The 13,616-nt window shown below is 62.8% G+C and carries 14 protein-coding genes; 12 read left to right on the forward strand and 2 right to left on the reverse strand.

The genetic code is table 11. The features are described from left to right. Positions 1 to 99: 99 nt before the first annotated feature. The 11 genes from NCS58_RS06625 to ltaE all read left to right on the forward strand — a co-directional run bounded on the left by NCS58_RS06625 (position 100) and on the right by ltaE (position 9,986). Complete coding sequence (locus tag NCS58_RS06625; RefSeq protein ID WP_061117539.1) at positions 100 to 492, forward strand: DUF1992 domain-containing protein; 393 nt, start codon at positions 100 to 102, stop codon at positions 490 to 492. Next, complete coding sequence (gene tadA / locus NCS58_RS06630) at positions 489 to 1,100, forward strand: tRNA adenosine(34) deaminase TadA (protein ID WP_250538154.1); 612 nt, start codon at positions 489 to 491, stop codon at positions 1,098 to 1,100. The genes NCS58_RS06625 and tadA overlap by 4 nt, the downstream gene beginning before the upstream one ends. After that, positions 1,094 to 2,017, forward strand: coding sequence for a muramoyltetrapeptide carboxypeptidase (gene ldcA, locus NCS58_RS06635; RefSeq protein WP_250538182.1), 924 nt, complete (start codon positions 1,094 to 1,096; stop codon positions 2,015 to 2,017). Before tadA ends, ldcA begins: the two co-directional genes overlap by 7 nt. A gap of 297 nt (positions 2,018 to 2,314) precedes the next feature. Continuing rightward, positions 2,315 to 3,061 (forward strand): GntR family transcriptional regulator, encoded by a 747-nt coding sequence (locus NCS58_RS06640; protein ID WP_250538155.1) that lies wholly within the window; start codon positions 2,315 to 2,317, stop codon positions 3,059 to 3,061. A gap of 355 nt (positions 3,062 to 3,416) precedes the next feature. Next, complete coding sequence (locus tag NCS58_RS06645) at positions 3,417 to 4,910, forward strand: NCS1 family nucleobase:cation symporter-1 (protein WP_250476557.1); 1,494 nt, start codon at positions 3,417 to 3,419, stop codon at positions 4,908 to 4,910. Positions 4,911 to 4,973: 63 nt separating this feature from the next. Beyond that, the gene (locus NCS58_RS06650) at positions 4,974 to 5,708 is read left to right on the forward strand and encodes an aspartate/glutamate racemase family protein (RefSeq protein ID WP_250476558.1); all 735 of its coding nucleotides are present in this window, start codon (positions 4,974 to 4,976) and stop codon (positions 5,706 to 5,708) included. A gap of 134 nt (positions 5,709 to 5,842) precedes the next feature. Further along, positions 5,843 to 6,793: an allantoinase PuuE gene (gene puuE, locus NCS58_RS06655; protein ID WP_250476559.1), complete on the forward strand. Its 951-nt coding sequence runs from the start codon at positions 5,843 to 5,845 to the stop codon at positions 6,791 to 6,793. Continuing rightward, positions 6,790 to 7,314 (forward strand): 2-oxo-4-hydroxy-4-carboxy-5-ureidoimidazoline decarboxylase, encoded by a 525-nt coding sequence (uraD, locus tag NCS58_RS06660; RefSeq protein WP_250476560.1) that lies wholly within the window; start codon positions 6,790 to 6,792, stop codon positions 7,312 to 7,314. Before puuE ends, uraD begins: the two co-directional genes overlap by 4 nt. Positions 7,315 to 7,367: 53 nt before the next feature. Next, the gene (gene alc, locus NCS58_RS06665) at positions 7,368 to 8,378 is read left to right on the forward strand and encodes an allantoicase (RefSeq protein ID WP_250476561.1); all 1,011 of its coding nucleotides are present in this window, start codon (positions 7,368 to 7,370) and stop codon (positions 8,376 to 8,378) included. Beyond that, positions 8,378 to 8,881 (forward strand): ureidoglycolate lyase, encoded by a 504-nt coding sequence (locus tag NCS58_RS06670; RefSeq protein ID WP_250538156.1) that lies wholly within the window; start codon positions 8,378 to 8,380, stop codon positions 8,879 to 8,881. The genes alc and NCS58_RS06670 overlap by 1 nt, the downstream gene beginning before the upstream one ends. Positions 8,882 to 8,981: 100 nt before the next feature. Continuing rightward, positions 8,982 to 9,986 carry a low-specificity L-threonine aldolase gene (ltaE, locus tag NCS58_RS06675; RefSeq protein WP_061117530.1) on the forward strand — a complete coding sequence of 335 codons (1,005 nt, stop codon included), beginning with the start codon at positions 8,982 to 8,984 and terminating at the stop codon, positions 9,984 to 9,986. Between the two features lie 57 nt (positions 9,987 to 10,043). Here ltaE and NCS58_RS06680 read toward each other — a convergent pair whose 3' ends face one another. After that, a complete protein-coding gene (locus tag NCS58_RS06680) occupies positions 10,044 to 11,237 on the reverse strand; it encodes a urate hydroxylase PuuD (protein WP_250476564.1) in 1,194 nt (397 codons plus the stop codon). Between the two features lie 81 nt (positions 11,238 to 11,318). Continuing rightward, positions 11,319 to 11,672, reverse strand: a complete 354-nt coding sequence (gene uraH / locus NCS58_RS06685; RefSeq protein ID WP_250476565.1) for a hydroxyisourate hydrolase — start codon at positions 11,670 to 11,672, stop codon at positions 11,319 to 11,321. A 484-nt stretch (positions 11,673 to 12,156) separates the two neighbouring features. Between uraH and NCS58_RS06690 the strand changes: the two genes are divergently transcribed. Continuing rightward, complete coding sequence (locus tag NCS58_RS06690) at positions 12,157 to 13,521, forward strand: 8-oxoguanine deaminase (RefSeq protein ID WP_250476566.1); 1,365 nt, start codon at positions 12,157 to 12,159, stop codon at positions 13,519 to 13,521. The last annotated feature ends 95 nt before the right edge of the window (positions 13,522 to 13,616 follow it).

Raw genomic sequence — 13,616 nt, forward strand, 5'->3', positions numbered from 1 at the left:
GCGAGCGTGGTTTTCCGGCTGCCTTCCGACTTCGAGCTAACCAACGGAAATCGTGACAGACCGCGCCCGTTCGCGGGTGAAAGCCGGTCGTAATCCCCGATGAAATTGCTAGATGCTTTGGTCGAACAGCGGATCAACGAAGCCGCTGCGCGTGGCGAGTTCAACAACCTGCCGGGCGCGGGCGCTCCGCTGCACTTCGACGACGACGTCCTCGTGCCCGAGGAAGTGCGTGTCGCCAATCGAATCCTCAAGAATGCGGGCTTCGTCCCACCCGCCGTCGAACAGCTGCGCGCGTTGCGCGGGCTGCAGGAAGAGTTCGACAAGGTGACGGACCCCGCGGCCCGTTGTCAGTTGCAAGCCAAGATGCTCGCGCTCGACATGGCGCTCGAATCGCTCCGTGGCGGCGGCTGCGTGCCGCATGAGTACCGCCGGCGCATCGCCGAGCGGCTCTCCGAGCGCGCACAGTCGCGCGTGGCGGTGGAAGTCAAGTGATCGGGACACCGGACGCGCCGGAGCCCGCGCCCAGCGCTGCCATCGCCGATCCTTCAAGCGAACGCGATCGCCGCTTCATGGCGCTTGCGCAAAGCGCCGCCGACGAAGCCCGTCGTGCGGGCGAAGTGCCCGTGGGTGCGGTGATCGTGCTGGGCGATGAAGTCATCGCCACGGGTTTCAATCATCCGATTCGCGGACACGATCCGTCCGCGCATGCCGAAATGGCCGCGCTGCGCGCCGCCGCCCACAAGCTCGAGAACTACCGTCTGCCGGGCTGTGAACTCTATGTGACGCTCGAGCCGTGCCTGATGTGCGCGGGCGCCATCATGCACGCGCGGATTGCACGCGTCGTCTTCGGCGCGACGGACCCGAAAACGGGCGCGTGCGGCAGTGTCGTCGACATGTTCGCGAATGCGCAGCTCAATCATCACACCATGGTGACGGGCGGCGTGCTGGCAGACGAATGCGGGCACGCGCTCAAGAATTTCTTCGCCGAGCGCCGCCGCCTGGCACGTGAAGAGCGCGATGCGCGCCGTGCGCGCGAAGCCGGCCTGCTCGCCGCGACCGATACCTCCGATCCGACAACGAATCCAACGACAACATCGTGAAATCACGCACCATCGACCTCGTCGCGCCCTCGGGCTATCCGCACGATCCGGCGGCTGTGGAGCGCGCCCTCGGACGCTTGCGCAGGGAAGGGCATCGCCTGGAGAACGTCAATGCCACGCGGCGGCGCTTTCAACGCTTCGGCGGCACCGACGCCGAGCGTGCGGCCGACCTCAACCGGCTCGCGGACGCGTCGCGGCCGTTGCCTGACATCGTACTTGCCGTGCGCGGCGGCTATGGGGCATCGCGCATTCTGCACGGACTCGACTATCTCGGCCTGCGCAGACTCGCCGATCAGCCGGTCGCCATCATCGGTCACAGCGATTTCACGGCGATCCAGTGCGCGCTCTTTGCGCACGCCGGCGTGAAAAGCTTCGGCGGCCCCATGTTCGCAGGCGATTTCGGCGCCGAACAGGTGAGCCCGTTCACGATGCAGCACTTCTGGAACGCGATATCGCATTCTAGTTTCACCGTGACGAGCAACACGCCGCAGCGCCAGTCAGTGGACGCGACCGGCACGCTGTGGGGCGGCAATCTCGCGATTCTGGCCTCGCTCGTCGGCACGCCGTATATGCCGCCGATCGACGGTGGAATTCTCTACGTCGAAGATGTGAACGAGCATCCGTTCCGGATCGAACGGATGATTTATCAGTTGCATCAATCGGGCATGCTCGGCCGTCAGCAGGCGATCGTCATGGGCGAATTTTCGGGCGGGCGGCTTTCGGATTACGACAACGGCTATTCGCTCGACGCGATGATCGAGCAGGTCAGATCCGTGATCGGCATTCCGGTGGTGACCGGGTTGCAGTTCGGACACGTGGAAAATCTTCTGACGCTTCCTTTCGGAGCGACGGCGCACCTCATCGCGACCGAGCGGGGATTTACGCTGAAACTGTCCGATTACCCGCATCTGGCCTGACTTGAGCACAAAAGGCGCTCCAGCGAGCGCCTCTCTTTTAATGGATATGTGCAACTAACGGTCTTAAAATGCACCATCCGGAATTCAACTAGACCCTAAATCAGACGCATGAATTGTCGACAAAAAAGTGCCGGCAATGCTGACAGAAACGTGTGAAATTGGCGCAGAGGCCTGCCGGAGCTGGCTCGCAGGCCAGTGCTCTGCCTAGAGAACCGCTTCGAGATCTCCGTTTTAAAAATGAATTGTTGACAATCTTTATGTCGATTCTAAGATGCTTAACATGCAAGCGAGCACATCATGTCCGACGCCAAACGTAGTGCTGCATCCGATGCTTCACCGGTCGCTCCGAACGGGGCGAATGCCGAGTCGATCGCCGAGAGCATCCGCGCCGCGATTCTCGAACATCGGTTGGCGCCAGGCGCGAAGCTGACCGAAGCGCAGTTGTGCGAGGTGTTCGCAGTGAAGCGCGGCACCGTCCGTCAGGCACTCGCGCAACTGTCGAACGAACGGCTCGTCGATCTGGAGCCGAACCGCGGCGCCTTCGTCGCAAGTCCGTCGCTGCAGGAAGTGCATGAGGTGTTCGAGATGCGCCGCATCATCGAGCTGGCGGTGGTGGAGCGGATTGCGCAGGGACACGGCACGCGCCGGCTGAAGTCGATCAGTGCGACCATCGGCAAGGAGCGCCGCGCATTCGAGAGCCACGATTTTTCTTCGTGGATCCGGCTGTCCGGCGAATTTCACACCGAACTCGCGGCGCTCACCGGCAATACGGTGTTGTGCGAATGTCTGTCGGGACTCGTCGCGCGCTCGACGCTGATCTCGGCGCTGTATGAGTCGCTCGGAAAGAGCTCGTGCTCATTCGAGGATCACGAAGACATTCTTGCCGCGCTCGATGCCGGCGATGCAGCGAAAGCCGGCGACCTGATGGCGCAGCATCTGCGCGATGTCGAGCTGAAGATGCTGGAGCGGCCGGCGCGTGGCGCGGTCGATTTGAAGGAAGTATTCACAAGGCCCGCCGAGCGCGAAAGGGCGCTCGATACGTAGGCAGCAGTGACAGTGCAGATCGCAGAATCTGCCATCGGCTGAAGATAGCAGCACTAAATAATCGAAGACCGTGCTCGCGCCCCGCGCCGGGCGCGCGGAGAGTCGCACGCGCAAAAAAATCAGCAGCGTGCACTGCATCGAACACGACGCTCATGTGAGCGTGAGATGAAAGTCGCCGCAGGGCGAGCGTGCCGGGCCATGTGCTCGCGCGCTTCTGGCTTGACGCCCCAAAGCGAAAACGCAAATCCGAAGAATGCCGCGCTGATTCGAAATGTCAGCGAAGGTGTCCGATCGAAGCTCGTCACAGCAGCATTTGCAGTTTTTTCTTACGCAAGCAGCCAATGAAGGAGACGTCATGGCCCAGTTCAGTGCACCCGGCAGTTCAGCCTTGCCGCAATACGAAGAGCAGACAGCGGAACACGATCCGAATCTACCCGCCGGTTACAGCGACCGCCTTTACAACGAAGACCTCGCCCCGCTCAAGAACCAGACCTGGGGCGCATACAACATCTTCGCGTTCTGGATGTCCGACGTGCATAGCGTCGGCGGCTATGTGTTCGCGGGCAGTCTCTTCGCGCTCGGCCTGACGAGCTGGCAAGTGCTGGTGTCGTTGCTGATCGGCATCGGCTTGGTGAACGCGTTGTGCAACATGATCGCGAAGCCGAGCCAGGTGGCCGGCGTGCCGTATCCCGTCGCGTGCCGCGCCACGTTCGGCGTGCTCGGTGCGAACATTCCAGCCGTGATCCGCGGGCTCATCGCGGTCGCGTGGTATGGCATTCAGACGTATCTGGCTTCGAGCGCGCTCGTCATCGTCGTGCTGAAGTTCGTGCCGTCGCTGATGCCTTACGCCGACGTGCACAAGTACGGCTTCGTGGGTCTGTCGGCGCTCGGCTGGGCGGGCTTCATGCTGCTCTGGGTGCTGCAGGCCATCGTGTTCTGGCGCGGCATGGAGATGATCAAGAAGTTCATCGACTTCGCAGGTCCGGCCGTCTACGTCGTGATGTTCCTGCTCGCCGGCTACATGGTGTGGCGCGCGGGCATCAAGAACATCGGCCTGAATCTGGGCGGCGTGAAGTATCACGGCATGGAAGTGATTCCCGTGATGATTACCGCGATCTCGCTCGTCGTGTCGTACTTCTCCGGCCCGATGCTGAATTTCGGCGACTTCTCCCGCTACTGCAAGAGCTTTCGCAGCGTAAAGCGCGGCAACTTCTGGGGCCTGCCGGTCAACTTCCTGGCGTTCTCGCTGGTGACCGTCATCACGACCGCGGCCACGCTGCCGGTGTTCGGCCAATTGATCACCGATCCGGTCGAAACCGTCGGCCGCATCGATCACCCGACCGCCGTGATTCTCGGCGCGCTGACCTTCACGATCGCGACCATCGGCATCAACATCGTGGCCAACTTCGTATCGCCGGCGTTCGACTTCTCCAACGTCGCGCCGAAGCTCATCAGCTGGCGTATGGGCGGCATGATGGCCGCGACCGCGTCGATCTTCATCACGCCGTGGAACCTGTTCAACAATCCGGCGGTGATCCACTACACGCTGGATATTCTCGGCAGCTTCATCGGACCGTTGTACGGCGTGCTGATCCTCGACTTCTATCTCGTGAAGCGCGGCAAGCTCGCGGTGGACGATCTCTACTCGGTGTCCGAAGAAGGCAAGTACTGGTACACGAAGGGCGTGAACCGCCGTGCGGTGATGGCGCTCCTGCCGGCCGCCGTCATCGCGGTTCTCTGTGTGATGCTGCCGTCGCTCGAAGGCGCCGCGAACTTCTCCTGGTTCATCGGTGCGGGCCTGGGCGCGGTGTTCTATTACTTCCTGGCGGATCGCAAGCGTCCGGTCTGACCCATCGCCTATAACACACGATAGAACCTGAGAGAACCTTCCAAAGCAGTGTGGAGAACAGCAATGCGCATCAAACTGATCAACCCGAACACGACGCAGCGCATGACCGATTCGATGGGCCGCTGCGCCCGCGAAGTCGCGGCGCCCGGCACGGAGATCGTCGCCGTGAGCCCGACGATGGGCCCGCCGTCCATCGAGGGCTATTACGACGAAGCGATCGCCTCGCTCGGACTTCTGGCGGAAGTGGAAGCGGGAGAAAAGCAGGGTTTCGACGGTTACGTGATTGCCTGCTTCGGCGATCCGGCCCTTTACGCCGCACGTGAATTGGCGCGCGGTCCGGTGATCGGCATCGCGGAAGCGGCGATGCACGCGGCGAGCGTGATCGCGCCGGGATTTTCCGTCGTCACGACGTTGCAGCGCACGGTCGGCATGGCATGGCATCTGGCGGAGCGCTACGGCATGACGCGCTTTTGCAAAAACGTTCGCGCGACCGACGTCCCCGTGCTCGAACTGGACGTGCCGGGGTCGCCCGCGCGCCAGACGATCATCGACGAATGCCGGCGCGCGCTCGACGAGGACGGCTCGGATGCGATCGTCCTCGGCTGCGCGGGCATGGCGGAGTTCTGCCGCGAGGTGGAGGACGCGATCGGCGCGCCGGTGGTCGAGGGTGTGACGGCGGCGGTGAAATGGGCGGAGGCGTTGATCGCGCTGAAACTCCACACCGCGAAACGCGGCGACTATGCGCGCCCGCTCGCGAAACGGTATGAGGGCGTGCTGTCGGATTTCAGCCCGCGCTGATCGCGTTTCCGAAGGACACATACTCCCGACGTGACCCGGATTATCTGCCCTGATGTATGGGCGCGTCCGGGGCTTTTAGCTACACTCGATCGTCAACAATCCCGTTTTTTAAACGCTTGAGCTCAACGCTAGCCATGTCACTCGATCCGAACTATCCACGCGACCTGATCGGCTACGGCCGCCACCCGGTGCAGGCCAACTGGCCGGGACGCGCGCGCGTCGCCGTGCAATTCGTGCTCAATTACGAAGAAGGCGGCGAGAATTGCGTGCTGCACGGCGATCCGGGCTCGGAGCAGTTTCTGTCGGAGATCGTGGGCGCGGCGGCGTACCCCTCGCGGCACATGAGCATGGAGTCGATTTACGAATACGGCTCGCGTGCGGGCGTGTGGCGCATCCTGCGCGAGTTCGAAAAGCGCGGCATGCCGCTGACGATCTTCGGCGTCGGCATGGCGATCGAACGGCATCCGGAACTGGCGAAGGCGTTCGTCGAACTGGGGCATGAAATCGCGTGTCACGGGTATCGCTGGATTCACTATCAGGACATGTCGCCGGAGCGCGAGGCGGAGCACATGCGCCTCGGCATGGAAGCGATCGAGCGCGTGACGGGCGTGCGTCCGCTCGGCTGGTACACCGGGCGTGACAGTCCCAACACCCATCGGCTGGTCGCGGAATACGGCGGCTTCCTCTATGACTCGGACAATTACGGCGATGACCTGCCGTTCTGGACCGAAGTGGAAGTGACGGGCGGCGAGAAGAAGCCGCATCTGATCGTGCCGTACACGCTCGACACGAACGACATGCGTTTCGCGACGCCACAGGGCTTCAACACGGGCGATCACTTTTTCACGTATCTGAAGGACGCCTTCGACGTGCTCTACGAAGAAGGCGACGAAGCGCCAAAGATGCTGTCCATCGGCATGCATTGCCGCCTGCTCGGGCGTCCCGCGCGTTTCCGCGGTCTGCAGAAATTTCTCGATCACATCGAAAAGCATGATCGCGTGTGGGTCACGCGGCGTGTCGACATCGCGCGTCACTGGCGCGAGCAACATCCTTTCGAAAGAACCAACACCGGGACGGCGGCATGAAGGCGATGCAATACACACTCGACCAACTCAACACCATGCCCGCCGACACGTTCGTGACGGTGCTGGCGGGCATCTTCGAACATTCGCCGTGGGTGCCGGAAGCGGCGGCGAAGCAGCGGCCTTTCAAGGACATCGACACGTTGCACGCGGCGATGTCGCATATCGTCGAAAGCGCGGGCGATGACAGGCAGCTCGCGCTGATCAACGCGCACCCGGAACTCGCGGGCAAGGCCGCGGTGCGCGGCGAACTGACGGCCGAATCGACGCGCGAGCAAAGCGGCGCGGGCCTCGATCTCTGCACGCAGGAAGAATTCGACCGGCTGCAATCGCTCAATGCGCAGTATCGCGAGAAGTTCGGCTTTCCCTTCATTCTCGCCGTGCGCGGGTATGACCGTCACGGCATCATCGCGAACTTCGAAAAGCGCGTGAATCACGATCGCGCCGAAGAGCTGCGCACGAGTCTCGACCAGATTTACCGGATCGCGCGTTTCAGGCTGAACGACCTGATCCAGGCCGCGTGATTCCGCATCAACCGTAACCGAACTGAACGTAACGAAGAGCAAGGACGAAGACAATGGCAATTCCGACACTCGATCCCAACGCGCCCGAATTCACGCGCCGCTATGTGAATCTCGCGGACCCGCGTCTGGGCGCGCAGGCACTCGAGGCGAGCGACGATTTCTTCGCGCCGAAGGAACGCATGCTGAACCCGGAGCCGGCGGTGTTCATTCCCGGCAAGTACGACGATCACGGCAAGTGGATGGACGGCTGGGAAACGCGCCGCAAGCGCACGACGGGCTACGACTGGTGCATCGTCAAGCTGGCGCGTCCGGGCGTGATCAAGGGCATCGACGTGGACACGAGCCACTTCACCGGCAACTTCCCGCCCGCGGCGTCGATCGAAGGCGCGCATGTCGCCGAGGGGTCGCCGAACCAGTCGACGCAATGGACGGAAATCGTCCCCTCGACGACGCTCCAGGGCAACAGTCACCACTATCTCGAAGTCAAGGCCGAAGAGCCGTTCACCCACCTGCGCGTGAACATCTATCCGGACGGCGGCATTGCGCGTCTGCGCGTGTACGGCCAGCCGCAGCTCGACTGGAGCAACGCCGACCGCAACCAGCTCGTCGATCTCGGCGCGATGGAGAACGGCGCGTACATGGTGGGCACGAACAACCAGCACTTCGGTCTCGCATCGACGTTGCTGATGCCCGGCCGCGGCGTGAACATGGGCGATGGCTGGGAAACCCGTCGCCGTCGGGAGCCGGGCAACGACTGGTGTATCGTCGCGCTGGCGCAGCCGGGCGTCATCAAGAAGGTCGAAGTGGACACCGCGCACTTCAAGGGCAATTTCCCGGATCGCTGCTCGCTTCAGGCCGCTTACGTGAAGGGCGGCACGGACAGTTCCCTCGTGACGCAGGCCATGTTCTGGCCGGTGCTGCTCGGCGAGCAGAAACTGCAGATGGACAAGCAGCATGTCTTCGAGTCGGAACTGGCTGCGCTCGGCCCGGTGACGCACGTGCGCTTCAATATTTATCCCGACGGCGGCGTGTCGCGTCTTCGTCTCTTCGGCACCCTCGCATAATGAAAAAGCTCGAGATCGTTCCGTTGACGCGCGCCGCGTTCAAGCCTTATGGCGATGTCATCGAACTCGATGGCGCGAAGCAGATCCCGATCAACCTCGGCACCACGATCCGCTTTCACGATCTGTGCAACGTGGACGTGACGGATCAGGGCGGCCATGCGATCGTCAATCTCTTTCGCGGGCAGCCGCGCACGCTGCCGTTCGAATGCAAGATGATGGAACGGCATCCGCTCGGCAGCCAGGCGTTCATTCCGCTCGACGACCGGCCGTATCTCGTCGTCGTAGCGCCCGCGGGCGATCTCGACGAGTCGAAGATCCGCGCGTTCGTCACGAGCGGCTGGCAGGGCGTGAACTATGCAAAAGGCGTGTGGCACCATCCGCTGCTCGCGTTGGGGAAGGTGAGCGATTACATCGTCGTCGATCGCGGCGGTGGCGAAGGGCGCAACCTCAACGAGCTGGATCTGAAGGAATCGCTGTGGCTGACGGAAGAGGCAATGCGCTAGGACGCTTCTTTCGGGCCAGGGAAGGACCGGTGCGGTAGGGCCGGTCCTTTTCCTTTTGGGGCGTTAAGATAAGCAGTTCTTTTCCGACCCCGACCCAACGATGATCGATCTGCGCAGCGATACCGTCACCCGTCCCAGCCAGTCCATGCTCGCCGCGATGTCGGCCGCCGATGTCGGCGACGATGTCTGGGGCGACGATCCCACCGTCATCCGGCTTCAGTCCACGCTTGCCGAACGCACGGGCAAGGAAGCAGGCCTCTTCTTCCCGAGCGGCACGCAAAGCAATCTCGCCGCGTTGATGGCGCATTGCGCGCGCGGCGACGAATACATCGTCGGGCAGTCTGCGCACACATACAAGTACGAAGGCGGAGGCGCGGCGGTGCTCGGGAGCATCCAGCCGCAGCCGATCGAAAACGCGCCCGACGGCTCGTTGCCGCTCGACAAGATCGCGGCGGCGATCAAGCCGATCGACAATCACTTCGCGCGCACGCGCTTGCTGGCGCTGGAGAACACCATCGGCGGAAAAGTGCTGCCGGCCGAGTACGTGGCGAAGGCGACGCAGCTCGCGCGCGATCGCGGCTTGTCCACGCACCTCGACGGCGCGCGCGTGTTCAATGCGGCGGTGGCGTCGGACAAACCGGTCAGCGCGTTGTGCGCACCGTTCGACAGCGTGTCGATCTGCTTCTCGAAAGGGCTGGGCGCGCCGGTCGGTTCGGTGCTGGTCGGATCGAAGGCGTTGATCGATGCCGCGAGCCGCTGGCGCAAGGTGCTCGGCGGCGGCATGCGTCAGTCGGGCCTGCTCGCCGCGGCGTGTCTGTATGCGCTCGATCATCACGTCGACGGCCTCGCGCGGGATCACGACAACGCTGCGTATCTCGCCGCCGGCCTCGCCCAGATCGATCAGATCGAAGTGCAATCGCACGCAACGAACATGGTCTTCGCGCAGATTCCCGAGTCGCATTGCGCACCGCTCGAAGCCTTTCTGAAAGAGCGCGGCATCCTCATGCAGATGCTCTATGCGTCGCGCTTCGTCACGCACCGCGATGTGTCGCGCGCGGATCTCGATAGCGTCATTCGAGCGGTGAAGGACTATTTTTCGCGGTAAATGAAAAATGCCCCGCTCGAAACATGAGCGGGGCATTCGCGCCTCGGAACGGCAGATTTATTCGACGGCGCCGCCTGCAAACCAGGCCGCCACCTTCTGGCGCTCGGCATCCGTCATCTGCGTGACATTGCCGAGCGGCATCGCTTTCAACGTCACGGCCTGCTGATGCACGCGCTGGGCGTTCTGCTTGATCTCCGCGGGCGTATCGAGCAAGACACCGGCGGGGGCGCTGCCCATCATCGTCGGATGCGCGGAGTGGCATGTCGCGCAACGCTGCTGGATGATCGGCTGGATGTCGGCGACCTTGATCGTCGGCGCGCCTGCGGCCTGTGCGACCGGCACGGTGGGCGCGGGCATCGTCCATGCGAATGCGCCGAGCACCAGCACCAGACCCGCGACCGGCATGTACCACAGCACCTGGCCGCGATGGCGCATCACGAAGAACTGGCGAATGAGCGCGCCCGCCAGCATGATCAACACGAGAATCAGCCAGTTGAACTTGTGCGTGTAGGTCATCGCGTAGTGGTTCGACAGCATCGCAAACACCACCGGCAGCGTGAAATACGTGTTGTGCACGGAGCGCTGCTTGCCGCGCTTGCCGTAGATCGCGTTCGGCGTCTCGCCCTTGAGCATCGCGGCGACCATCTTGCGCTGGCCCGGAATGATGACGAAGAACACGTTCGCCGACATGATCGTCGCGATCATCGCGCCGGTGATCAGATAAGCGGCGCGGCCCGCGAACACTTGGCACGCGATGAATGCCGCGATCAGCACGTAGATGCCGACGCAGATGCCGAGCAGCTTGTCGTTGGTGCCGAGTACGCGGCACAGCGTGTCGTACACGATCCAGCCGGCCATCAGGAAGCCGAGCGCGGCGGACACCGCGACGACCGGGCCCATGTCGAGCACGCTCTTGTCGATCAGATAGGTGCTCGGCGACAACAGATACAGCACCAAGAAGAGGCCGAAGCCCGACATCCACGTGGTGTAAGACGGCCAGAACGACCAGTGCAGGTTCTCGGGCATGTCCTGCGGCGCGACGGAATACTTCTGCATGTGATAGAAGCCGCCGCCGTGGACGTGCCAGAAATCGCCGAACACGCCGCGACGGCGCGCATTCGGATCCGTGGGCGGTTTCAGACTGTTATCGAGCGCAACGAAATAGAACGATTCGCCGATCCACGCGATCGCGACGATGACGTGCAGACAGCGCAATACGAGATTGAGCCAGTCGGTGACAAAGCCTTCCATGTACTCCTCCACTACCGATTCGTTATGCGCACATCGTCGAGTTGATGGGGACGGGCGCGATGTGCCTGGATGTCTTTTTTATTAGCTGCCGCGATACGTGCTGTACGCCCAAGGCGACACGAGCAGCGGCACGTGATAATGCGCGCCGGAATCCGCGATGCCGAAGCGCAGCACCACACGATCGACGAAGCGCGGTTCGGGCACGTTCACGCCGATCGCGGCGAAATAATCGCCCGCGTGGAACACCAGTTCGTATTCGCCGGTTTCGAGATCGGCGCCTTCGAGCAGCGGCGCATCGGCGCGGCCGTCGTCGTTGGTGTGGATGGTCTTGATCGCGCGGCGGACGTCGCCGTTGAGCGCGAACAGCTCGACTTTGATGTTTGCGCCCGGGCGGCCGTGCGCGGTGTCTAGGACGTGGGTGGTGAGCTTGCCCATTCGCAGTTTCCTTGAGTTGTGCGAGATCCGGCTTTGCGCATCGATCCGAAATTCGGCACCTTGAAACATCAGTGCGTCTGCGGCGGATCGAGGCTCCACGTCAGTGGCTACATACCCGTCGGCGTTTCAGATGCGCGCCGTGTACAGCATTGTAGGAATTTGAGACGCGCTGTGCGCCCGCGATAGGAAAGATAATGCCCAACGCATGACAGCGGCGCGTAAGCCCTGCGGCAAAGGGTTCGCCGGCGTTTCCGGCGGCTCCCGACGGCTTTTCCGGCGATGCTACCCGCGCCAAAATTCGGGAATATATCGCCGCCGTGAAGACGACTATGACGGCGGCTTGATTGCGTCCGATTTTTTGGTTGCGGACAGTGGCGAAGCGCGCAATATCTGATGCATATTGGCGGCGTCCCGAAGACGGCGGCACACGCTGGGTAACCGGGGCTTTTACTGGTTTCCCTCACCGTCTCTGGAGATAACGCTGATGCCACGCAGTCTTTTGGTCAAGAACGCCCACATGCTCGTCACGATGGATGAGCATCGCCGCGAGATTCGCGACGGCGGCATGTATATCGAAGACAACCGGATCGTCCAGACGGGACCGACGAGCGAGCTTCCGCCATCCGCCGACGAGGTGCTCGACATGCGCGGCCATCTCGTCATTCCGGGCCTCGTCAACACGCACCATCACATGTACCAGAGCCTGACGCGCGCGATTCCCGCGGCGCAGAACGCCGAACTCTTCGGCTGGCTCACGAATCTCTACCGGATCTGGGCGCATCTCACGCCCGAAATGATCGACGTTTCGACCAAGACGGCAATGGCGGAGCTGCTGCTGTCCGGCTGCACGACGTCGAGCGACCATCTGTATATCTATCCGAACGGCAGCCGGCTCGACGACAGCATCGCGGCGGCGCGGGAAATCGGCATGCGTTTTCACGCGGCGCGCGGCAGCATGAGCGTCGGGCAGAAGGATGGCGGCTTGCCGCCCGATTCGGTCGTCGAAAAGGAAGACGCGATTCTGAAGGATTCGCAGCGCCTGATCGAGACGTATCACGACGAGGGCCGCTGCGCGATGCTGCGCGTGGTCGTCGCGCCTTGCTCGCCGTTTTCGGTGAGCCGCGAATTGATGCGCGATTCGGCGCTGCTCGCGCGCGAATACGGCGTGTCGCTGCACACGCATCTGGCCGAGAATGTGAACGATGTTGCGTACAGCCGCGAGAAATTCGGCATGACGCCCGCCGAATATGCGGAGGACCTCGGCTGGGTCGGGCACGACGTATGGCATGCGCACTGCGTGCAGCTCGACAGGGCGGGCATCGAGCTGTTCGCGCGCACGGGCACGGGGGTCGCGCATTGCCCTTGCTCGAACATGCGCCTCGCGTCGGGCATCGCGCCGATCCGCGCGATGCGTGACGCGGGCGTGCCGGTGGGTATCGGCGTGGATGGCTCGGCGTCGAACGATGGTGCGCAGATGGTCGCGGAAGTGCGTCAGGCGCTGCTTTTGCAACGTGTCGGCTTCGGGCCGGACGCAATGACTGCGCGCGAGGCGCTCGAAATCGCGACACTCGGTGGCGCGAAAGTGCTCAATCGCGACGACATCGGTGCGCTCGCGCCCGGCATGGCGGCGGATTTCGTGTCGTTCGACCTGTCGCAGGCGGCGTTTGCAGGCGCGCTGCACGATCCGGTGGCGGCGCTCGTGTTTTGCGCGCCGTCGCAGGTGTCGACGAGTGTCATCGACGGGAAGATCGTGGTGAAGGAAGGGCGGCTGACGACAGTCGATCTGGGCGTGGTGGTGGAGCGCCACAATCGCCTGGCGCGGGGGCTGGTTGAGGCTTCGGGTGTGTGAGGGTCGGCTGCGCGGTGGCTTGACTTGTCTGGTTTGGTTTGCGTTCGTGAAACCTGTCTACGTGTTGGTTATGAGCACTGCGCCCCGCACAGGGG

This window comes from Caballeronia sp. INML3B, from assembly GCF_023631305.1.
Classification (GTDB): domain Bacteria; phylum Pseudomonadota; class Gammaproteobacteria; order Burkholderiales; family Burkholderiaceae; genus Caballeronia; species Caballeronia turbans.